We start from the raw sequence: 22,014 nt of genomic DNA on the forward strand, positions 1-22,014 counted from the left end.
GCTGACCGTAAGAAAACTTAGAATGGAAGGCAAAAATCCTATCGGCATAGCCGATTTGGAATGGATTTTTGCGCGTAACTGTGGGGGTGCTGAACAGTTACGGAAAGTAAAAGGTTTGATAGGCTGGTTCACGGACTGTAAAAATTATACCGGAGTAAAAAGATATGAACATCAAGCGTGCAAAACAGGAAATTAAAAATACGATACAGGTGTATCTGACGAAGAACGAACACGGGGAATACGAGATCCCGTCCATGCGGCAGCGCCCGGTGCTGCTCATCGGTCCGCCAGGAATCGGAAAGACCCAGATCATGGAGCAGGTGGCGCGGGAGTGTGGGATCGGTCTCGTCTCCTACACGATCACACACCATACGAGACAGAGTGCCATCGGTCTCCCGTTTATCTCGGAGAAGACTTACAGTGGGAAGAATGTCCATGTGACGGAATATACCATGAGTGAGATCGTCGCGGCGATCTACAATAAGATCGAAGACACAGGACTCTCCGAGGGACTTCTCTTCATCGATGAGATCAACTGCGTTTCCGAGACGCTGGCCCCGGCCATGCTGCAGTTTTTGCAGTATAAGACTTTCGGAAATCATAAGATCCCGGATGGCTGGATCATCGTGGCAGCAGGAAACCCGCCGGAATACAATAAATCCGTGCGGGAATTCGATATCGCGACCTTAGACCGCATCAAAAAGATCGATGTGGAGGCGGATTTTGAGGTCTGGAAGGAATACGCGAAACAGGCGGATATCCATCCGGCGATCCTGTCGTTCCTCACCGCAAAGCCGCAGTATTTTTACCAGGTGGAGACCACCGTGGACGGAAAAGTGTTCGCGACACCTCGTGGATGGGAAGACCTCTCCGGATTTTTGAAGGTCTGCGAGAAGGTGGGGCTTACCTGCGACCGGGAGGTTGTGGTACAGTATATCGAGCACCCGCGGATCGCGAAAGATTTTGCGAACTATCTGGAATTATATAAGAAGTATCAGGCGAGATACCAGATCGACGAGATCCTGGAAGGAAAGCGGGACGAGCACCTGATGGAACAGGCGGCGAAAGCGCCGTTTGATGAGAAGCTTTCCATCATCAGCCTGATTTTAGCGAAGCTCGATGTGGAGTTCAAGGCTTATGCGCAGAAAGAGGATTATCTGGAAGTGCTGTTTGGAGAGCTGAAAGCATTCAAGAGAAGCTTGGAAGGTAAAGCGGAGGCCGGAGAAACGATAGAGACAGTGCCGCAGACTCCGATCGCCATCTTTTCCCAGCAGATCGAGGCATTCACTGCGGTATCCGAGCAGAAACAGAAAGCTGGACTCCTCACGAGGTCGGAAAAATATCGCTGTGCCGATGTCACAGCGGCCATGAACCGGTATCTACAGACTGTGAAAGCAGAACTGTTATTTGATGGCGGTGAGATATTTGACCGGTTCCGGGAGATGTTTGGTGACGAACGGACAGAACTTGAGGATCTGTGCGCTCATGCCGGACAGACACTGGAGTATGCCTTTGATTTCATGGAAGGAACGTTCGGCAGCAGTCAGGAGATGGTGGTGTTTATCACGGAACTCAACTCCAGTGCCTCGGCAGTGCGGTTCTTACAGGAGAATGAGTGCGAACGGTATTATGAATACAATAAAAATCTATTGTTTGATGAAAAACGGGCAGATATTTTGAGCCGGTTGGACAGATTGGGAGCATTCTTTTAAAGAAATGTGGAGCTGAAAAATCCTTAAAGACAGGATTTGCAAAATAAGTATATAAAATAGGGTTGTGCTTACGGAATCATGTGAGCATGTGTTAAAGAGAAATTGGAAAGGAAAATTATCATATGGAATACGAAGGAACCGTATACCGCCCGCCGAGCGAGGCGAGAAGCTTAATTATTCAGGTGACTGTGGGCTGTGCCCATAACCGGTGCACCTTCTGCAACATGTACCGGGTGAAAAAATTCCGAGTGCGGACAAAAGAAGAGATCATGAAGGATCTGGACGAATGCTGCGATTATTACGGACCGTATGTCAGCCGTGTATTCTTTGCGGACGGTGATGCACTGGTGGTAAAGACAGAACTTCTTTTAGAGCTTTTAGCCTATGTCCACAAAAATTTCCCGTATGTGGAGCGGATCACCTCTTACGGGACTGCAAAGGATGTTCTGGCAAAATCTGAGGAAGATTTAAAAGCCTTAGCGGCAGCAGGACTCGAGATGGTCTATATCGGAGCGGAATCCGGCGATGACCGTGTTCTGGAGCATATCCATAAGGATGTGACGGCGGCCCAGATTGCGGCGGCGGGACAGAAATTGAAGCGCTGCGGTATCAAGACCTCTGTGACGCTGATCTCCGGCCTCGGCGGAAGAAAAGGGATCCGGGAACATGCCATCAAGTCGGCGGAGCTGATCAATCAGATGAATCCGGAGTATGCCTCCTTCCTGACATTGCGCCTCTATGAGGGGACCCAGATGAATGAGGAAGTAAAACGCGGGGAGATGGAGCTTATCACCCCGGACGAGATCGTGGAGGAAATGGAGCTGTTTTTAACACACATTGATTCTCCCGGAACGATCTTCCGGACAAACCACGCGTCCAACTATGTAGTGCTTGCGGGAACTTTTAACGAAGATATTCCGAAAATGCTGGCACAACTGGAGGACGCAAAGAAAAGACAGCGTTACCGCCTTGAAGAATGGCGCAGACATATTTAAGTAAGAAGAGCAGAGAAAACAGTCCCGCGGGCTTTCTGGACGCTTAAAACGGCAGAAAAATGGCTCGCGGGATATGCCTTTCCAGGGCTTTCCGGGACGATCCCGGAGGGGACTCTTCTTGTAGATTGTATTCAAAAAACAACAATATATAGTTTTGAATCATGAATTTTTCACCATATATATGGTTTTGGTATATCATATTTATATAGCAGTACTCCTTGCAATCCGGGAACAATACAGTTATAATAGAATCGTTCTCGCGTGAGTGACTAAAAATAACGTGGCGGGAACATGACATGACCGCCGTAAGAGACTCGTGGCGGCAGGTCCGACAGATCAATCATAAAATATCTAAATCAGATAAAATTTCTGTATAATTCTGAAAAAAACAAACTGTATATACAACCAAGAAAACTATCAGCAACTGAAATGTACAAGCCTGAGGCCGGCCGGTAAATGCGCGGACCTGTAGGTCAGCTGTGTTTTTTAGCAGAATAGACAGAAGAGAAAAACAGACAACGGCAGTTGTGCGTAAAGCGGACAGCTCTGCCAACACAATGAAATGAAACGGGGAATCAGGGATGAAGATCATCAAAAGAAACGGAGCGGAGGAAAGTTTTGACACGCTCAAGATCGTGAATGCGGTCCAGAAGGCATGCAACGCCACAGAAAATGCCTATCTGGCACCGGAACAGCTTACGGATATCGCGGATTATGTAGAGTACAAGTGCAATAAGCTGGGACGTGCGGTGTCCGTAGAAGAGATCCAGGATATGGTTGAGAACCAGTTGATGGCGATCGGTGCTTTTGCGATCGCAAAAAATTATGTGCGCTACCGCTATGACCGCTCTCTGGTGCGGAAAGCAAATACGACGGACAACCGGATCCTGTCCCTGATCGAGTGCAACAACGAAGAGGTTATGCAGGAAAACTCCAACAAGAATCCGACGGTCAACAGCGTACAGCGTGACTATATGGCTGGCGAAGTCAGCAAGGATCTCACGAGAAGACTTCTTCTTCCGGAAGATATTGTTGAGGCGGATAAGCAGGGAATCATCCACTTCCATGACTCCGACTATTTTGCACAGCATATGCACAACTGCGATCTTGTAAACCTGGAGGATATGCTGCAGAACGGCACCGTGATCAGCGAGACACTGATCGAGCGCCCGCACAGCTTCTCCACAGCCTGCAACATTGCGACCCAGATCATCGCGCAGGTTGCCAGCAACCAGTATGGCGGACAGAGCATCAGCCTTGCGCATCTCGCTCCGTTCGTTCAGGTATCGAGAGTGAAGATCCGTCAGGAAGTGATCGGCGAGATGAAGGATCTTGGAATTGCTGTGACAGAGGATCAGATCGATAAGCTCACGGAGGAACGTCTCCGCAGAGAGATCACGAAGGGAATCCAGACGATCCAGTATCAGGTCGTAACACTCCTTACCACAAACGGACAGGCACCGTTCGTTACCGTTTACATGTACCTCGACGAGGCAAAAAACCCGCAGGAGAAAAAAGACCTTGCGATGATCATCGAGGAGACCTTAAAACAGAGATATCTCGGCGTTAAAAATGAAGCCGGCGTATGGATCACACCGGCATTCCCGAAGCTGATCTATGTTCTCGATGAGGACAATATCACTCCGGATGCGCCGTATTACTATTTGACAGAGCTTGCGGCAAAATGTACCGCAAAGCGCATGGTTCCGGACTACATCTCCGCGAAGAAGATGCGGGAATTAAAGGGCGATGTGTATACATGCATGGGCTGCCGTTCCTTCCTGACCCCGGACCGTTCCTATGTAAAAGGAAACCTTGCGAATGCAGGAAACTACCGGGAAGGCGAGCGCAAGTATTATGGGCGCTTCAATCAGGGCGTTGTGACGGTAAACCTTGTTGATATCGGACTCAGCGCAAGAAAAGACATGAACAGGTTCTGGGAGATCTTTGATGAGAGAATGGAACTCTGCCACCGCGCAATGCGCTGCCGCCACGAGAGATTAAAAGGAACCTTATCCGACGCGGCTCCGATCCTCTGGCAGTATGGCGCTCTTGCCCGCTTAAAGAAAGGTGAGACCATCGACAAGCTCCTCTATGACGGATATTCCACACTTTCTCTGGGATATGCAGGCCTATGGGAATGTGTATACAGCTTAATTGAGAAGAAATTAACTGAGCCGGAAGGAAAGAAACTTGGTCTTGAGATCATGCAGAAGTTAAATGACTACTGCACGAAGTGGAAAGAGGCGGAGAATATCGATTACAGCATCTACGGAACCCCGCTGGAGTCCACAACCTACTCTTTTGCGAAGAGTCTCCAGAGACGTTTCGGTATCGTAAAGGGCGTAACCGACAGAAACTACATCACGAACAGCTACCATGTGCATGTAACGGAACCGATCGATGCCTTCAGTAAGTTAAAATTAGAGTCTGAATTTCAGGCACTGTCCCCGGGCGGAGCGATCAGCTACGTGGAAGTTCCGAACATGCAGGATAATATCCCGGCTGTTCTTCAGGTCATCCGCTACATCTATGACAATATCATGTACGCGGAGTTAAATACGAAGAGCGATTACTGTCAGGTATGCGGCTACGACGGCGAGATCAAGATCATCGAGGATGACGGAAAGCTCGTATGGGAATGCCCGCATTGCGGAAACCGTGACCAGAGCAAGCTCAACGTTGCAAGACGTACCTGCGGATACATCGGAACACAGTTCTGGAATCAGGGCAGAACACAGGAAATTAAGGAAAGGGTACTGCACCTGTAATGAATTACGGAGAGATCAAAACATGTGATATTGCAAACGGTGAGGGAGTACGCGTATCTCTCTTCGTGTCCGGCTGTACACATCACTGTAAAAATTGCTTTAATGATGTGGCGTGGGATTTCGGATACGGAAAGCCGTTTACGGAAGAGACGGAAGAAATGTTATTAAAGGCGCTGGAGCCGGATTATGTGGATGGATTATCGCTTCTTGGCGGAGAACCCTTTGAGCCGGAAAACCAGCGGGCACTTCTCCCGTTCTTAAAGAAAGTGCGCGAGAGATTCCCAAAGAAAAATATCTGGTGCTATACCGGTTATCTTTTCGATAAAGAGCTTCTCGGTGAGAGCCGGGCGAGATGTGAGTGTACGGATGAGATGTTAAGCCTGATCGATGTCCTCGTGGACGGCGAGTTTGTTCAGGAGCTCTACAGCGTGGCACTGGCATTCCGCGGTTCGGAGAACCAGAGGATCATCGATGTGAAAAAGTCTCTGGAAACAGGGGAGATCGTCTGGCATGATCTGGTGAGCCGGGGAATCTCGATGAAGTTTAATTAGAATATAAAGCTATATATAGAAAAGATCCGGCAGTTGGGTTGTTTTACAGGGATTTTTGATTCTGTAAGACAACTTGACTGCCGGATTTTTTGATGTAATAGGAAATTCCGAGAAATTCCCTGTCTCACAAAAGGCACTTCTTTTTTTATAAAATCTGTAGTGCAGGTAAGGACATCATGTGAAAAATGAAGTCTGGATATGGCATCTGGATAGATTTAGAGCTGCCGCCGCTCTTGACTTTTGGAGAGTATTCTCGTATACTAATATAGTTCTAAATAGAACAGTTCACTTTTGAACCAGAGGTGATACACATGAAATTTGTTGATTTTATGGCGGACAGTCGGGATTTCTATACGGGGCTCATTGATCCGGTCTGCAAAAAATATGGGATGACCCAGATGGAATTCAATATCCTGCTGTTTCTCGCCAACAATCCGGAGTGCGACACTGCTGCCCAGATCATCAAGAAGCGGGCGTTCACAAAGTCCCATGTCTCCATGTCTGTCCGCTCATTAGAGGAGCGCGGACTGCTCACCGGGGAATATTATGGGACGGACCGGAGGACGATCCATCTGAAACTCACGGACGCTGCTGCGCCGATGGTCTCTGACGGGAAAAACGTCCAGAAACGGGCCGCCGAGATCATCTGCCGCGGATTCACCCCGGAAGAGCACCGGATGCTGTTCGAACTTATGAACCGGATCAATTCAAACATCTCAGATTACAGGAAAGAAGGAAAACTGCATGAACAACAGTAAAGAATTTCTTGGGACAGAGCCGATCGGAAAGCTTCTTTTCAAGCTTGCCGTTCCATCTGTCATCGCACAGATCGTCAACATGCTGTACAACATCGTTGACCGGATCTACATTGGACATATCCCGGGAAGCGGAAGTCTCGCCCTGACCGGTGTCGGCGTCTGCCTGCCGATCATTATGGTGGTCTCCGCCTTCGCGGCCCTCGTCGGCTCCGGCGGTGCGCCGAGAGCGTCGATCTTTATGGGAAAAGATGATATGGATTCCGCGGAAAAGATTCTCAGCGGCTGTTTTACGGTTCAGATCATCATTTCTGCGATCCTGACAGCAGTCTTACTGTTGTTTGGCCGCTCTATGCTCTTGACTTTTGGAGCCAGTGAAAACACTATCGGCTATGCCGTTGATTACATGAGTATTTACGCTGTCGGAACGATCTTTGTCCAGATGACGTTAGGCATGAACATGTTCATCACGGCCCAGGGATTTTCAAAGACCAGTATGCTGACGGTTACCATCGGAGCTGTCTGCAACATCATTCTGGACCCGATCTTTATCTTCGGGTTTGGCATGGGTGTAAAGGGTGCGGCTCTCGCGACGATCATCTCTCAGGCGGTATCCTGCGGATGGGTTCTCGCGTTCCTGACCGGAAAGAAGACCTTCTTACGGATCAAAAAGGAGTATTTAAAGCCGGTTCCATCTATCGTTTTCCCGTGTCTTGCGCTGGGACTTTCTACGTTTGTGATGCAGTCCAGCGAGAGTGTTATCTCGGTATGCTTTAACTCTTCCCTGTTAAAGTACGGCGGAGATCTGGCAGTCGGTGCCATGACGATCCTTACAAGTACGATGCAGTTTGCAATGCTGCCGCTTCAGGGAATCGGCCAGGGCGCACAGCCGATCATGAGCTACAACTACGGAGCGAGAAATATCGACCGTATGAAGAAGACATTCAAGCTCCATCTCGTGATCTCCCTGATCTATTCCACGTTGTTCTGGCTCTTTGTCCAGCTTTTCCCGGCAACCTTCGCGGGAATCTTCAGCTCCGATCCAGAACTCGTTTCCTTCACTGCAGGCGCTCTGCGGATCTACTGCGGTGCGATGTTCCTCTTTGGAATCCAGCTCGCCTGCCAGATGACCTTCGTTGCCATCGGATATGCGGTATGCTCGATCATCGTGGCGGTTGTGCGTAAATTCGTGCTTCTGCTTCCGTTAATCTTCATCGTTCCGATGTTTGTCAGCAATAAAACGATGGGCGTCTACATGGCGGAGCCGATCGCAGATGCGATTGCAGTGACATTCACGGCGATTTTGTTCTCGATCCAGTTCAGGAAAGCACTCAGAAAGCTGGAGAAAGCGTGATAAAAATTATATAATAAAAATCCGGTAATCAGAGATAACCGCAATGTATGGCTGCGTGATATTCTGATTACCGGATTTTTGTATTTCAATGGGATGATACCGACAGATGCTCGATTTGCTTACAGTTGTCGACGCGTTTTTTCCTATTCCGGACAAACGATCTTACCAGCCACCGCGCATGCCGCAGCCGTTCTCGGGGAGGCGAGATAGATCTGGACTTTGGATGTTCCCATTCGTCCAAGGAAGTTACGGTTGTTGGTAGCGACAACACGTTCACCGTCTGTCAGGATGCCGCCTGCGCGTCCGCAGCAGAGACCGCAGCCCGGATGGGTGATCATAGCACCTGACTCGGCCAGTGTCTCAAGGATTCCAAGGTCAGCGGCCTGTCTGTAGATCTTTCGGCTGGCAGGAGTCACGATGAGCTTTACAAATTTCGCGACTTTCTTTCCTTTTAAGACTTCCGCAGCCGCAGCCAGATCCTCAAGCCGTCCGTTTGTGCAGGAACCGATGAATACCTGATCGATCTCTGTGCCCTCAAGTTCGCTGACATTGCGGATCTTGTCGACCTGGGACGGACATGCCATAACCGGAACGAAGTCCTCGGCGTTGTATTCCATCACGCGGCAGTAATTTGCGTCCGGATCGCCGAAAAGACTCTTCTGATAGTCATTTAATGTCACATCACAGTACTCCGCTGTCTTCTCGTCCGGTGTGAACAGAGCGCACTTTGCGCCGGCCTCGATAGCCATATTGGAGATCGTCATACGGCTTGCGACTGTCATGCTCTCCACTGCGCTTCCGGAGAACTCCAGAGCCTTATAAGTAGCGCCGTCCGCGCCGAGATCACCGATGAGACGGAGAATTACGTCCTTGGACATAACATTCTCCGGCAGTTTTCCGTTGATAACGACTTTGATGGTCTCCGGCACACGGATCCACATGGTTCCGGTTCCCAGGATGCTGGCCATCTCCGTATATCCGATTCCGGAGGAGAATGCGCCGACACAGCCGTAGGTCGTTGTGTGGCTGTCTGTACCGAAGGTAACATCGCCCGGTTTTACATATCCGGCCTCTGTCATCAACTGGTGGCAGATTCCGTCGCTTCTGTGGACGTGGGTCATGCCATATTTTGCGGCAAACGCATCGCCGACATGGAAATGTCTTGTATCGTCAAGCTGGCTTGCCGGAACAAGGTGGTCGTAGATCAGAACGACCTTATCCGGATCCCACAGCTTTTCAAAGCCCATCTCTTTAAATTTCTCCGCCACGAACGGAATAAAAATGTCGTGGATCATGACGCGGTCAACATTTACGGTCACGATATCGCCCGGCTTTACGGACCTGCCGGTGTTATGTTCAACGATCTTCTCAATTACAGTCTTTCCCATTTCGTTTTCCTCCCGTTCAGTCCAAACCATTCAGCTTGCGCATGGCCTTGACAAGGCCGCCTGCGCGGATAATGTCCATCAGATTCTCAGGAAGAGACGCAATCGGGTACTCTTTTCCGTTGTAGTCGATGTGCTCGTTCATCACAACGGATACGGTATCGCCCTCTTTGATGTCATCGTAGAGTGTCGGCTGTTCGATGAGGAGCAGGCCGTTGTTGATGGAGTTGCGGAAGAAGATCCTCGCGAAGGATTTCGCAATCACGCACTGGATTCCCAACGCTTTGATGATCTCCGGTGCCTGTTCTCTGGAAGAACCGCAGCCGAAGTTTTTTCCAGCAACGATGATGTCACCGGGCTTGATCTGGGCAGCCAGCTCCGGGCGGAGCGGGGAAAATCCATACTGTTTCATATCGTCAATGGTCTTTAATGCAAGGTACTCGGTCGGGATGATGATATCGGTGTCGATGTCATCGCCCAGAACCCAGACCTTTCCAGTCATTTTTTCCATGTAAATATCCTCGATTTCTATACAAATATAGTGATCATATTCAAAAATGCATATTGCTGTATCATTCTGGCAAATACCAATAAGTAATTTATCCGTAACTGTTCAGTAGGTCTGCGCACTTGCTGCGCTGACCGTAAGAAAACATAGGCTGGAAGGCAAAAATCCCATCAGCGAAGCTGATCTGGAATGGATTTTTGCACGTAACTATGAAGGTACTGAATAGTTACATTTATTCTATGTATAGGGGCATTACTGGTGGAACGACACTTCTGCCTGTATAAAAGTACAGGCAGAAGTGAAAATAGTCTTTACAAATCTGTGCAGATTATAAATCACTCGCTAATGCAATTTCGCCCTTAATAGCAGATGCCGTAACCGTCGCTGCGGATCCAAGATATACCTTGGAGTTTGGATGACCTGCGCGGCCCTTGAAGTTTCTCGTACCGGTGCTGATCAGGACTTCGTTCTCGCCGATCACACCCTGGCAGCTGCCCCAGCATACGCTGCAGTTCGGGTTCATAACAATTGCACCGGCTTCCATAAAGATGTCGATCAGGCCTTCCTTCAGTGCCTGGAGATAGACAGTCTGGCTTGCCGGAACCACAAGGAAACGAACTTTTTCAGCGACTTTCTTTCCTTTAATAATAGAAGCGCCGACTCTCAGATCCTCGATACGTCCGTTGTTGCAGGAACCTAAGAATGCCTCGTCGATCTTCACGCCGCGGACTTCCTCAGCCGGAACCAGGTTGTCAACGAAGTCCGGTTTCGCCACTACCGGCCGGATCTTGGAGAGGTCAAAGGTATATTCTCTTGCGTAGACTGCGTCCGGGTCGCTTGTGAAGAGTGCCTTCGGCTTTCTTCCGTGAGCTTCCAGGTATTCGATGGCTTTCTCGTCCGGCTCGAAGATACCGGTCTTGGCACCTGCCTCGACAGCCATGTTGCAGAGGACCATACGCTCGCTGATGCTCAATGTCTTAGCGCCCTCGCCTGTGAACTCCATAACCTGGTAGTTGCAGCCGTTTGCGCCGATGGTGCCGATGATGGTCAAGATCAGGTCTCTCGCGTAAACGCCTTCCGGCAGCTTTCCGACGAGGTTGAATTTTACAGTCTCCGGAACAAGAACCCAGGATTTTCCTGTCACCATGCCGTAGAGGAGGTCTGTACATCCAACTCCGGTACCGAAGGCGCCGAGAGCGCCGTAAGAGCAGGTGTGGCTGTCAGCACCAAAGATCAGTTCACCCGGACATACATAATGTTCCATCATAACCTGGTGGCAGACGCCTTTTCCCTCCCAGAAATCAATGTTGTTTTCCTTCGCAAAGTCGCGCATCTTCTTCTGGGATGCCGCTGTCTTCGGGCAGTCGGACGGAACATTGTGGTCTACAATGAATACCATCTTCTTTGTGTCCGCGATATGCGGATGTTTTAATTTATTGCGGTACATGTCAACGGTCAGATGGGTAGTTCCGTCGTTACTCATCATACGGTCTAATGTTACAGTATGGATATCTCCCGGTTTTACGTAGTCAACTCCGGCTGCCGCCGCAATGATCTTTTCTGCAATCGTCATTCCCATTGTCTTAGTCCTCCTCACGGTTTAAAGAAGCGATCAGTCCGCCCTGATTTAAGATGTTCTGCATGTATTCCGGCAGCTTTGTGCAGGAATATGTCTTTCCGTTTGCGTGGGCAGTTCCGTCAGACATGGAAAGTTCCATGGTGTCGCCGGTCTTTACATCATCCGGCAGGTCTTTACAGACGATGACCGGAAGTCCGATGTTGATGGCATTTCTGTAGAAGATCCTCGCGAAGGATTTCGCAACAACAGCCTGTACGCCGAGAGCTTTTAAGACGCCCGGTGCCTGTTCTCTGGAAGAACCGCAGCCGAAGTTCTCGCCGCCGACAACAAAATCACCAGGTTTTACTTTTTTCGGGAAATCCGGGTCAAGAGACTCGAATGTGTGCTCTTTCATCTCTTCCAGATTTGGTAAGAGCAGATACTGGGATGCAATGATCTGATCGGTATCAAGGTCATTATGAAATTTAAAGATCGTTCCTTCTGCCATGACTTTATATGTTCCTTTCTTATCTAAGAAATATTAAAAGACAGCTGCAAAAATCCAGACCGTCAGCCGCCTTAACAGTTCATGAATTCTTTCGTTTCCTCATTATAGCATAGGATCAGGCATAAATAAAATGGCGCGTATTGATATGGCACATAACTTAAAGTTATAAAATTATGATGCTTTCCAACGCCGGGAAAAGGCCATAAAAATTGCTGCAGTTAAACTCTGTATTTGAGCGGACATGACAGCTGTATCTTTACACTGCCGGTCGGATCATCACGGAAAACTGCAGCAAAAATGGAACTTATCTGGTTATTTCAGCTTCAAAACCGCCGTTTGCGGTCTCGTCTCAGCCGTCAGCACCAGTGTGTTGGAGTCGTACTCCACCACATTCCGGCAGAGTCCTGTAAATTCCTCAAGACGTCCGATCACCGGATAGCCGAAATGGTCAGAACGGTAGTGCATCGGGATCACAACGCGGGGCGCGAGATCATCCACCACAGCCTTCGCCTGGACCGCATCGATCGTATAATAACCGCCCACAGGGATCAGGATCGCGTCGAGATGCTTTAACAGATCCTTTTGTTCTCTGGTAAGAGGACATCCGATGTCACCCATATGGGCAATTTTAAGTCCATCTGATTCTAAAATGTGGATTCGGTTCGGCCCGCGGAGCGCCCCCTGTTCCGGGTCATGCCAGGTGTCAATCTTCGTGATGGAAAACGGGTTCTTTGTCCCGCTGTGCTTTAAGGTCACTGCGTCCGTGTACCCGTGGTCACTATGTTCGTGGCTGCAGAGTACCATGTCTGCGGTGAGGGAAAGCGGCGCGAGTCCCGGTACCGTATTTGGACCATATGGATCAAAAACAATGGAAAAACCATCTTTTTCAATGGTAAAACAGGAATGACCATTCCAGGTGATAGAAATAGAATTCATAATTATGTCCTCCTCTCGAGCAGTTAGAAATGATTGAGCAGATGACTATATTTTATCATGAAACGCAAGGAGATTCAATGGACGAAAAGCAAGGTTCCCATCTGCGCCGGAGTGGGAAATTCATGTGATCAGTGCTTGAGAAATCAGGAGAAACCGCAGTATAATAGTGGATATAATATCGGGAATAACAGGAGGAAATGACGATGGAGCTTACACAGGTAAAGCACGAGATCGAAACATTGGCGGAGAAACACCGGGATGAGTTTGAGACGGTCAGTGCATACATATTTGCTCATCCGGAGCTGGCATACCATGAAACGCTGGCGCAGGATCAGCTATGCGGGCTGCTGGAAAAGCATGGTTTTAAAGTACAGCGGGGAGCCGGCTCTCTGGAGACCGCATTTGTGGCAGAATACCGGAGCGGAAAGCCGGGAATGACTTTTGCCTTTATGTGCGAGTACGACGCGCTCCCTGAAATTGGACATGCATGCGGACACAATCTGATCGGCACCAGCGGAGCCGGAGCCGGTGTGATATTAAAAGAGATCATGGAAAAATATGGGATCGGCGGAACCCTGAAGGTTCTTGGAACACCGGCAGAGGAAAACGGAAGCGGAAAGATCACGATGCTGGACGAAGGAATCTTCGATGGTGTGGATATGGCGCTGATCATGCATCCGAGTGATATGTCCATGGCAGATGATATCTCATTTGCAGCCGTAAATAAGACCTATACCTTCACCGGTAAACCGGCACATACCGCAGCGTGCCCGTGGATGGGGGCCAGTGCATTAAACGGAGTTCTCCAGATGTTCCATGCGGTAGATTCCCAGAGACTTCATTTTAAGGATTACACGAGGGTTCACGGAATTATATTGGAAGGCGGAACCGTAGTAAATATCGTTCCGGAGAAAGCTGTATGCCGGTTTAATATCCGGGCATTAGACGCAGGCTATTTAGAAGAAGTGATCGCAGTCATTGACCGCTGTGCAAAGGGTGCGGCGATTTGCGCCGGTGTAGAGGTTGAGATCAAACAGGACGGTTATCTCATCAAGGATGTCCGCAACAACAGGGAACTTGTGACAGCAGTGGAAAAGAACATGGATTTCATTGGAGAACATCATATCCCTCGCGATCTGACTCAGGGAATCGGTTCCACGGATGTGGGAAATGTGACTCAGGCACTTCCGGCTGCCCAGTTTTATATCGGTGTGGGCGAAGGCTTGGGAACCCATACAGCAGCATTTGCGGACGCTGCAGGAGGTGAAGCAGGAAGACGTGCTCTCACTGCCGCAGTAAAAGTGCTGGCAATGACAGGACTTGATATGATGTCCGGCCGATCATAAAAAATAACAAAGCATGAAGGTGATTGTTCATGCGATCGGGACGAAGATGAAAGAAATCTAAGAAAACGGAAGAATCGACAGAAATAAAAATCTCTGCCCGGACACGTCGAGGTGTGTCCAGACAGAGATTTTTTGTGCACTGTGCGAAAATATAGATTGTCGCAAACGACCGCGCGAGATGCGAGTAACAAAAAACGGACACAGAATAGATATTTCTGTGTCCGGATGTTTGGCTGTATTACAGTGCCGTCGCCTTCGGCAGCGTAAAGATAAATTCCGACCCGACCCCCTGGGTGCTGATCACATCAATATTTTCCCCGTGTGCCTGTATGATCTCTTTTACGATCGCCAGCCCGAGTCCTGTTCCCTTCTTATCTTTTCCTCTGGAGAGATCCGACTTATAGAAGCGGTCCCAGATCTTCTTGATACTTTCCTTCGGAATACCGATTCCCGTATCCTTCACGGAAACAAAGACTTTCTCGTACTTCAGCGAAGTCTGGATATAGATTACAGAATTCTCACGGCTGAATTTAATGGCGTTGTCGATCAGATTGTAGAGTACCTGCTGGATCTTACCGAGATCTGCATACACCATCTGGATATCCGCAGCGAAGGTGAGATCGAGAACGATATCCTTTGCATTGCAGGTTCCTTCAAAGGTTGCCGCAGTATCTTTAATAACGCGGTTGATGTCGAAGTTGCTGCGGGTCAGGAATCCTTTGCTGTCGAGAGAGTTTAACGTCAGCATGCCCTGCGTGAGCTTGTTCAGACGCTCGGTTTCAGAGATCAGAATGCCGAGGTATTTGTCGTAAAGTTCCGGCGGGATCGTTCCGTCCTTGATCGCCTCGAGGTATCCTTTGATCGAGGTCAGCGGGGAGCGGAAGTCATGGGAGACGTTCGCGATGAAGGAGTGTTGGTATTCCTCCATTTTATTTAACTCACTGGACATATAATTTAAAGTATTAGCAAGATATCCCATCTCGTCGGCGGAAGTTACCTTGATCGTGTGATTTAAGTTCCCGGCCGCATATTCTTTTGCGCCTTCCGTGATCTTCTTTAAAGGGAAGAAAACGGTTTTTGTGAAGACGAGGAGAATGATCAGGGACAGGATGAAGATGACCAGTGCCGTAATGTATACAATGTTCAGAATACGGTCTTTCCCATGAACGATCTGTTCGATAGGCATGTGGATCACCACGTATCCATACGTGTTAAAATTTCCTGTGATCGGTGCGATGACAGACAGCATGTCCTCATCAAACATGCCGAAAAATCTGCCGGTCATGTACGAGCGGTTTCCCGCCGCTGTGGGGTCAAAACCATCGATGGAGGTGCCGATGTGGGAGGCAGGAGATGTCTCCGCAACGACGCTGCCTTTCTGGTTGATGACCCAGGCCTGGGCCTTTAAGTAAGTGGCGACAGCCTGTAGCTGCGGGTTGGCTGTCGAAAGACTGATATTTTTTCCCTGATAGATATCGCTGTAGGTGGAGGCGAGAAGATTTGCCTCATCATAGAGGGATTCGGATCGTTCCTCCAGAAGATACCGGTAAGTGATCTCGGAGGACATGGTCGCGATAAAAATGAATCCCAGAAGACCGAAGACGAGATATCCCAGAAGGAATTTACTGTAAAGAGAACGGGTCATCGTCTTACCTCGAATTTATAACCGATCCCCCAGACGGTGGACAGCGCCCAGTTTTCATCGTCGCGGATCTTCTCGCGAAGGCGTTTGATGTGGACGTCTACGGTCCGGGTATCGCCGATATACTCATATCCCCAGATATGGTCCAGCAGCTGCTCACGGGTGAAGACCTGATTCGGGGAGGAAGCAAGGAAATATAAGAGTTCCAGCTCCTTTGGCGGCATGTCGACCGAATGGCCTTTATAGAGGACTGAATAGTTCGTCAGGTTGACGATCAGGTTCGGATATTCCACATATTCGCCCTGCTGTTTTGTTGCGGCTGCCATGCTGGCCGGAGCCGCCTGGTAGCGTCGGAGAACTGCTTTGACTCTCGCGACGAGCTCTTTGGAGTCAAACGGTTTGATCATATAGTCGTCGGCGCCCAGCTCGAGACCTAAGACCTTGTCGAAAACCTCGCCTTTCGCGGACAGCATGATGATCGGTACCTGGGAAGTCGTGCGGATCTCCCGGCAGACCTGGTAGCCGTCCATGCCCGGCAGCATCAGGTCGAGAAGAATCAGATTCGGCTTAAAGACCGGAACCTCCTTCAATGCGGATTCTCCGTCCCCGACAATTTTTGTCTCATAACATTCCTTCATCAGGTACAGGGAAATTAATTCTGCAATGTTTTCATCGTCATCCACGATGAGGATTCTCTGCTTATCGACCATTTGAGGCCTCCTTCTTATGAGATGGTCCCATGAAAGGACTGACAGCGCGCAACGGCCAGCTTTCATGGAAGTTGAAGTCTGCATCAGCAGACAAATCAGTTTCTTAAGTTACTTGAATGTCACGATCGTGACGCCGGTATCACCTTCTCCGAACTCACCGAGCCGGAATTCTTTCACATATTTGAGCTTTTTCAGATGCTTATGGACCGCAGCTCTCAGAGCACCGGTTCCGCGTCCATGTACAACGCGGACCTGCGGAAGATGGGCGAGGTAAGCGTCATCCAGATATTTGTCGAGGACAGGCATCGCCTCGTCCGTGGTCATTCCGATCAGATTGACTTCCGGGGAGACAGAGAAGGACTTCGCCATCTTGATCTTTCCGCTTCCCGTGTTGTTCCGCTTCATGGCAGCCGGATCGAGTCCCGGTCCGGATACGGATGCCTCGTCTAAAAGTTCCAGATCTTTGATATTCACAAGGGAGCGCAGGATCCCCATCTGCACATAGAGATCGCCTTTTGCGTTCGGCAGTGTGCTGACAGTTCCCTTTAAGTTCATCGTGAGAACTTTGACACCGTCGCCGATCTTTAATTTCTTCGGCGAGATCGTCTTTTTCGGTCCCTTATTGTTCTTGAGACTTAAGTTTTTATCGACTTTGTCCAACTTTTCGCGGAGCTTTGTCCGTTCGGCTTCCAGTTCTTTTCCGACACCGGAACTTGCGGCGAGCTTGTTGATATTCCGGATCGTCTGGTCAGCGGTCTCCTTTGCTTCGCGCAGGATCCGCTGTGCTTCCTCGTTGGCATTCTTTAAGAGCTTTTCTTTCCGCTCGTCAAGACGCTCTTCCTTCTGCTCGATATTCTTCTTTAAGCGGGAGATTTCTTCTTTATAGCTTGCAATCTCTTCACGCTCTTTCTCGATCGTCACGCGGCTCTGTTCGAGGTTCGCGAGAAGATCCTCAAATGCCTCATCATTGGATTCGAGGTGTGTTTTCGCGTCGTCGATAATATAATCCGGCAGACCGAGCTGCTTGGAGATCGCGAACGCGTTGCTCTTTCCCGGAATTCCGATGAGGAGCTTGTAGGTCGGACGAAGTGTCTCGACATTGAACTCGCAGCATGCATTTTCGACACCCGGAGTAGACAGGGCAAATACCTTTAACTCACTGTAGTGGGTGGTCGCCATGGTCCGGCACTTCATATTGTGAAGGAAGGACAGGATGGAGATCGCCAGTGCAGCACCTTCCGTCGGGTCTGTTCCGGCACACAGCTCATCGAAAAGACAGAGAGAGTGGCTGTCTGCCTGATTTAAGATCTTCACGATATTCGTCATATGGGCGGAGAAGGTACTTAAACTCTGCTCGATGCTCTGCTCGTCGCCGATATCCGCGAAGACTTCATCGAAGACGGAAAGTTCTGATCCGTCAAAAGCCGGGATCTGAAGTCCGGACTGTCCCATCAGGGTAAACAGGCCGACCGTCTTTAGGGAGACGGTCTTACCGCCGGTATTCGGTCCGGTCACGATCAGCAGGTCGAAATCTCTTCCCATCCAGATATTGATCGGAACGACCTTTTTCGGGTCGAGGAGCGGATGACGGCCGTCTTTGATATGGATGTAACCTTTCCGGTTGAATTTCGGCATGGAACAGTTATAGATCCTGGCCAGGGCCGCCTTCGCGAAGATGAAATCCAGCTTTGTCAGGATCTCAAAATCTGTTGTGATCGGCTCGATATACGGAACAAGTTCGGTACTCAGGGCAGCCAGGATCATCTCGATCTCTTTCTGCTCTTTTAATTCCAGTTCACGCAGCTCATTGTTCAATTTGATGATCGCCATCGGCTCGATAAAGAGTGTGGAACCGGTGGAGGACTGGTCGTGGACCATTCCGGCAAACTGGCTCTTGTACTCCGCGCGGACCGGGAGACAGTAACGCCCGTCGCGCATCGTAATTACGGCGTCCTGCAGCATGGTCCGGCTGGAATTTAAGATCGCGTTCAGCTGAGTGTGGACTTTGTCCGCGGTGATCTTCATCTGGCGGCGGACATGGTGGAGTCCCGGACTTGCGTCATCGGCGATCTCATCTTCTCCGAGAATACAGCGGGTGATCTCACTGTTGACATTTGTCAGTGGTTCCAGTGTCCGGAACATCTCATCAAGAGAATCGTCAGGCAGCTCTGTATTTTCCGGGTGACGGCCGTAGTTTTTCGCACGCGCCGCGCATGTCAGAAGTCCGCTGACGGAGAGGAGTTCCATAATGCTTAAGGAACTGCCGATCTCCAGGCGTTTTAAGGAATCTCTCACATCCCGGACTCCGGCCAGTGAGAGACTTCCTTTCTGGCGGACACGGGTCACAGCGTCCGCGGTTTCCGTCTGCGCCTGAACGATCCCGTTAAAATCTGAGGACGGGGTCAGTTCCCGGCACATCTTCTTTCCGGGTTCAGACGCCGCACAGTCAATCAGGCGTTCAATGATTTTATAATATTCAAGTGTTTTTAATACTTTCTGATTCATAGGTCGATCCTTTTTCCTTTCAATGGCAGATATTTGATTTCATTCACTGCCAGTTACAGTGCGCGGGCAGGGACGCCCGTGTCCGGTAACAAGATTCCTTTTTATGGAATATGCAGAGATTTCAGGCGAAGATGCCTGTCTGCACAGAAAAAGTATAACACAAACAGTTCAAATATCATAGGGATTTTTTCCTGTGAAAAGTAACAGGGATGCTCTCACTCAGGACCCGTGGACACCAAGTTTTTCTTGCATAATAAGTAGAAAAAAATTATAATGGAAAAAAGATAGGCTAAAAGCAAAGAATCCGCAAATGTGACAGGATCTTGATGGATATTTGCCCGCAGCAGAAAGAATTCCGGATTGCTGCGAGATATGAAAAGGAGATTTTTTCATGTCAGATACACCTAACGAAAAAAATTTTATGAGAGAAAAGATCGTAAAACCCCCGATCGATAAGCGCAGGGCCGCAGGCCGGATCCTGTGCTATGTTCTTTTTGCGGTTGTTTTCGGCGGCGTTGCGGCGGTAAGCTTTGTGGTATCCCTTCCGACAGCAAAAAAAATCCTGGGAAAAGACCAGCCGGCAACATCCGCGCCGATCACGATCGAGCGCGACCAGGATCCGTCCGGCGAACCGACACCGGTGGAGACGATGGCGGAGACCACAGGAGAGGGGATCCGCTCGGAAGACCTGAAGGACGAGGTGGAAAAGATCGTTGGGGATGCCATGGAAAAATTCCCCTGGACGACGAAAAACCTGACCGAGTTCAACGATGCGTTCCGGAATATCTACCTGGAATCAGAAAAAAGCATCGTGACAGTCTCGGCGGTGAAAAACGATGTGGACTGGTTTGACAACCCTATCGAGACGACGGGACAGTACGCCGGGATCATTATCGCGGTAAACCCAAGCGAAGCGCTGATCTTAACAGAACAGAGCGCAGTGGCGGGAGCTGATTCCCTGCGTGTGACCTTCGGGGATGGATCAATAGCGGCAGTGGAATTAAAATCCCAGGATTCAACAGCCGGGATGGCGGTTGTCAGTGCGAAGATCGCTGATATTGAAGAACAGACGGTAAACTGGATGAAGGCGGTGGAGCTTGGAAATTCCTATTCCGTCCGCACCGGGGACATGGTCCTCGCAGTGGGAAGTCCGTCCGGACATGTCCATTCCGTCAAACAGGGACTGATCTCCTATGTGGCGAAAGGTGTCCAGGCAGTGGACGGTCAGACCCGTATCCTGTATACAGAATTTGAGAGTCATGCGGATGAGGGGACATTCCTTATAAATCTTTCCGGTCAGCTTGTGGGTTGGGCGACGTCCATTTATCAGGCCGGGGACAACACACAGGCGGAAGATAGGACGATGGCAATGCCGATCTCGGAGTACAAGGGCGTGCTCCAGAAACTCACAAACGGACAGTCCGCTCCGTATTTTGGAATCCGCGGCCAGGATGTGACCTCCGCGATGATGGAGAGCGGGATCCCGAGCGGTGTGTATATTACAGATTCCATTGCAGATGGGCCGGCTTATAATGTGGGAATCCAGAACGGGGATATCCTGACAAAGTTTGATGATCTGGAGATCCAGACGATCCGGGACTTCCAGAACCGGCTGGAGGAGACAAAGACCGGGGATACCGTGAAAGTTACAGTAAAACGGAAGTCTATTGATGAATATAAAGAAATAGAGTATCAGGTAACGATCGGAGCCAGGTAAACATACCTGGCTCAGCGATTGTGTGAGAAGTATGACCGATCAGAAAAGGAGAAATTATGAGATTTATTGAAACATTCCGGGAAGGAAATCACATTTCGGATGTATATCTGTGCAAAACAAAACAGATCGCACTTACAAAAAATGGAAAAGAGTACGGCTCTCTTGTACTTCAGGATAAGACGGGAACCGTTGACGCGAAGATCTGGGAGCTGAGTTCTCCGGGGATCAATGAGTTTTCCGCTCTGGATTATGTATATGTCGATGCGGATGTGACCCTGTTCCAGGGACAGAACCAGTTAAACGTAAAGAGGATCCGCAAGGCAGACGAAGGTGAGTACCATCCGGCAGATTATCTTCCGGTGACGACGAAGGATATCCCTGCGATGCAGCATGAACTGATTCAGTACATTACGACGATCAAAAATGAATATCTGAGAAAACTTGCATCCGGTTATTTTAATGATCCGGAATTTATGAAGGCATTTTCCTTCCACTCAGCGGCAAAGAGTGTTCACCACGGTTTTGTCGGCGGACTTTTAGAGCATACGTTAAGTGTCGTGAAGATGTGCGACTATTTCAGCAAACAGTATCCGCTGATCAACCGCGATCTTCTTCTAACAGCAGCGATGTTCCATGATATCGGAAAGACAAAGGAACTTTCTGCATTCCCGGCCAATGATTATACGGATGACGGACAGCTTCTCGGACATATCATCATTGGTTCCCAGATGGTAAAGGAACGGATCGATGCGATGCCGGGATTCCCGAAAAAACTGGAGAGTGAGTTGATCCACTGCATTCTTGCCCACCATGGCGAGCTGGAATACGGTTCCCCGAAGAAACCGGCGCTGATCGAGGCGATGGCGCTGAACCTTGCGGACAATGCGGACGCGAGAATGGAGACGATGACAGAGGTGTTAAGAGGAGCCGGTGACAACATGGGATGGCTCGGTTATAACCGCTTCATGGAGACAAATGTTCGCCGTACGAGCGAAGAATAGAAGATAGAGAATAGAGAGAACCTGCCGTTATGCACTGAAAAAGATGCAGACGGCAGGTTT

At 49.5% G+C, this 22,014-nt stretch carries 17 protein-coding genes; 9 read left to right on the forward strand and 8 right to left on the reverse strand.

Annotated elements, in window-relative coordinates; translation table 11 throughout:
* The first annotated feature begins 164 nt into the window (after positions 1-164).
* The 6 genes from V2546_RS10025 to V2546_RS10050 all read left to right on the forward strand — a co-directional run bounded on the left by V2546_RS10025 (position 165) and on the right by V2546_RS10050 (position 8,138).
* Positions 165-1,712: an ATP-binding protein gene (locus V2546_RS10025; RefSeq protein WP_329752232.1), complete on the forward strand. Its 1,548-nt coding sequence runs from the start codon at positions 165-167 to the stop codon at positions 1,710-1,712.
* Between the two features lie 122 nt (positions 1,713-1,834).
* On the forward strand, positions 1,835-2,707 hold the full coding sequence (locus V2546_RS10030) for a radical SAM protein (RefSeq protein ID WP_329752233.1): 873 nt from the start codon (positions 1,835-1,837) through the stop codon (positions 2,705-2,707).
* Between the two features lie 581 nt (positions 2,708-3,288).
* Positions 3,289-5,478 (forward strand): anaerobic ribonucleoside-triphosphate reductase, encoded by a 2,190-nt coding sequence (nrdD, locus tag V2546_RS10035; RefSeq protein ID WP_117503797.1) that lies wholly within the window; start codon positions 3,289-3,291, stop codon positions 5,476-5,478.
* Positions 5,478-6,029, forward strand: a complete 552-nt coding sequence (gene nrdG, locus V2546_RS10040; RefSeq protein WP_117552743.1) for an anaerobic ribonucleoside-triphosphate reductase activating protein — start codon at positions 5,478-5,480, stop codon at positions 6,027-6,029. The genes nrdD and nrdG overlap by 1 nt, the downstream gene beginning before the upstream one ends.
* 311 nt (positions 6,030-6,340) lie before the next feature.
* Entirely contained in the window at positions 6,341-6,787 is a 447-nt protein-coding gene (locus V2546_RS10045) for a MarR family transcriptional regulator (RefSeq protein ID WP_329752234.1), read from the forward strand.
* Entirely contained in the window at positions 6,774-8,138 is a 1,365-nt protein-coding gene (locus V2546_RS10050; protein WP_329752235.1) for an MATE family efflux transporter, read from the forward strand. Before V2546_RS10045 ends, V2546_RS10050 begins: the two co-directional genes overlap by 14 nt.
* Positions 8,139-8,281: 143 nt before the next feature.
* Here the strand turns inward: V2546_RS10050 and V2546_RS10055 are convergent, their stop codons facing one another.
* The 5 genes from V2546_RS10055 to V2546_RS10075 form a co-directional block, all read right to left on the reverse strand.
* Positions 8,282-9,526: a 3-isopropylmalate dehydratase large subunit gene (locus V2546_RS10055; RefSeq protein ID WP_329752236.1), complete on the reverse strand. Its 1,245-nt coding sequence runs from the start codon at positions 9,524-9,526 to the stop codon at positions 8,282-8,284.
* A gap of 16 nt (positions 9,527-9,542) precedes the next feature.
* Positions 9,543-10,034 carry a LeuD/DmdB family oxidoreductase small subunit gene (locus V2546_RS10060; RefSeq protein WP_021903932.1) on the reverse strand — a complete coding sequence of 164 codons (492 nt, stop codon included), beginning with the start codon at positions 10,032-10,034 and terminating at the stop codon, positions 9,543-9,545.
* Between the two features lie 325 nt (positions 10,035-10,359).
* Positions 10,360-11,610: a 3-isopropylmalate dehydratase large subunit gene (locus V2546_RS10065; RefSeq protein ID WP_329752237.1), complete on the reverse strand. Its 1,251-nt coding sequence runs from the start codon at positions 11,608-11,610 to the stop codon at positions 10,360-10,362.
* A 4-nt stretch (positions 11,611-11,614) separates the two neighbouring features.
* Positions 11,615-12,097, reverse strand: coding sequence for a LeuD/DmdB family oxidoreductase small subunit (locus V2546_RS10070; protein ID WP_015553998.1), 483 nt, complete (start codon positions 12,095-12,097; stop codon positions 11,615-11,617).
* A 312-nt stretch (positions 12,098-12,409) separates the two neighbouring features.
* Positions 12,410-13,033: an MBL fold metallo-hydrolase gene (locus V2546_RS10075; protein ID WP_329752238.1), complete on the reverse strand. Its 624-nt coding sequence runs from the start codon at positions 13,031-13,033 to the stop codon at positions 12,410-12,412.
* Between the two features lie 203 nt (positions 13,034-13,236).
* On the opposite strand from V2546_RS10075, the gene V2546_RS10080 reads away from it, so the two are divergent.
* Positions 13,237-14,379, forward strand: a complete 1,143-nt coding sequence (locus tag V2546_RS10080) for a M20 family metallopeptidase (protein WP_329752239.1) — start codon at positions 13,237-13,239, stop codon at positions 14,377-14,379.
* Positions 14,380-14,617: 238 nt separating this feature from the next.
* On the opposite strand, the gene V2546_RS10085 is transcribed toward V2546_RS10080, so the two are convergent.
* From V2546_RS10085 to V2546_RS10095, 3 genes are all read right to left on the reverse strand, one after another.
* Entirely contained in the window at positions 14,618-16,024 is a 1,407-nt protein-coding gene (locus tag V2546_RS10085; protein ID WP_329752240.1) for a HAMP domain-containing sensor histidine kinase, read from the reverse strand.
* On the reverse strand, positions 16,021-16,731 hold the full coding sequence (locus V2546_RS10090) for a response regulator transcription factor (RefSeq protein ID WP_118532235.1): 711 nt from the start codon (positions 16,729-16,731) through the stop codon (positions 16,021-16,023). Before V2546_RS10090 ends, V2546_RS10085 begins: the two co-directional genes overlap by 4 nt.
* A 108-nt stretch (positions 16,732-16,839) precedes the next feature.
* Positions 16,840-19,236 carry an endonuclease MutS2 gene (locus V2546_RS10095; RefSeq protein ID WP_329752241.1) on the reverse strand — a complete coding sequence of 799 codons (2,397 nt, stop codon included), beginning with the start codon at positions 19,234-19,236 and terminating at the stop codon, positions 16,840-16,842.
* A gap of 391 nt (positions 19,237-19,627) precedes the next feature.
* On the opposite strand from V2546_RS10095, the gene V2546_RS10100 reads away from it, so the two are divergent.
* A complete protein-coding gene (locus tag V2546_RS10100; RefSeq protein WP_215702017.1) occupies positions 19,628-20,953 on the forward strand; it encodes a S1C family serine protease in 1,326 nt (441 codons plus the stop codon).
* A gap of 56 nt (positions 20,954-21,009) precedes the next feature.
* Positions 21,010-21,954, forward strand: a complete 945-nt coding sequence (locus V2546_RS10105; protein WP_118321794.1) for a 3'-5' exoribonuclease YhaM family protein — start codon at positions 21,010-21,012, stop codon at positions 21,952-21,954.
* Positions 21,955-22,014: the final 60 nt, after the last annotated feature.

This window comes from Clostridium sp. CM74B_53 (assembly GCF_036318045.1).
GTDB lineage: Bacteria > Bacillota > Clostridia > Lachnospirales > Lachnospiraceae > Pilosibacter.

Coding starts and splice junctions, on each gene's coding strand:
- V2546_RS10025 (WP_329752232.1), top strand. CDS start 165: ATGAACATCAAGCGTGCAAAACAGGAAATTAAAAATACGATACAGGTG.
- V2546_RS10030 (WP_329752233.1), top strand. CDS start 1,835: ATGGAATACGAAGGAACCGTATACCGCCCGCCGAGCGAGGCGAGAAGC.
- nrdD (WP_117503797.1), top strand. CDS start 3,289: ATGAAGATCATCAAAAGAAACGGAGCGGAGGAAAGTTTTGACACGCTC.
- nrdG (WP_117552743.1), top strand. CDS start 5,478: ATGAATTACGGAGAGATCAAAACATGTGATATTGCAAACGGTGAGGGA.
- V2546_RS10045 (WP_329752234.1), top strand. CDS start 6,341: ATGAAATTTGTTGATTTTATGGCGGACAGTCGGGATTTCTATACGGGG.
- V2546_RS10050 (WP_329752235.1), top strand. CDS start 6,774: ATGAACAACAGTAAAGAATTTCTTGGGACAGAGCCGATCGGAAAGCTT.
- V2546_RS10055 (WP_329752236.1), bottom strand. CDS start 9,526: ATGGGAAAGACTGTAATTGAGAAGATCGTTGAACATAACACCGGCAGG.
- V2546_RS10060 (WP_021903932.1), bottom strand. CDS start 10,034: ATGGAAAAAATGACTGGAAAGGTCTGGGTTCTGGGCGATGACATCGAC.
- V2546_RS10065 (WP_329752237.1), bottom strand. CDS start 11,610: ATGGGAATGACGATTGCAGAAAAGATCATTGCGGCGGCAGCCGGAGTT.
- V2546_RS10070 (WP_015553998.1), bottom strand. CDS start 12,097: ATGGCAGAAGGAACGATCTTTAAATTTCATAATGACCTTGATACCGAT.
- V2546_RS10075 (WP_329752238.1), bottom strand. CDS start 13,033: ATGAATTCTATTTCTATCACCTGGAATGGTCATTCCTGTTTTACCATT.
- V2546_RS10080 (WP_329752239.1), top strand. CDS start 13,237: ATGGAGCTTACACAGGTAAAGCACGAGATCGAAACATTGGCGGAGAAA.
- V2546_RS10085 (WP_329752240.1), bottom strand. CDS start 16,024: ATGACCCGTTCTCTTTACAGTAAATTCCTTCTGGGATATCTCGTCTTC.
- V2546_RS10090 (WP_118532235.1), bottom strand. CDS start 16,731: ATGGTCGATAAGCAGAGAATCCTCATCGTGGATGACGATGAAAACATT.
- V2546_RS10095 (WP_329752241.1), bottom strand. CDS start 19,236: ATGAATCAGAAAGTATTAAAAACACTTGAATATTATAAAATCATTGAA.
- V2546_RS10100 (WP_215702017.1), top strand. CDS start 19,628: ATGTCAGATACACCTAACGAAAAAAATTTTATGAGAGAAAAGATCGTA.
- V2546_RS10105 (WP_118321794.1), top strand. CDS start 21,010: ATGAGATTTATTGAAACATTCCGGGAAGGAAATCACATTTCGGATGTA.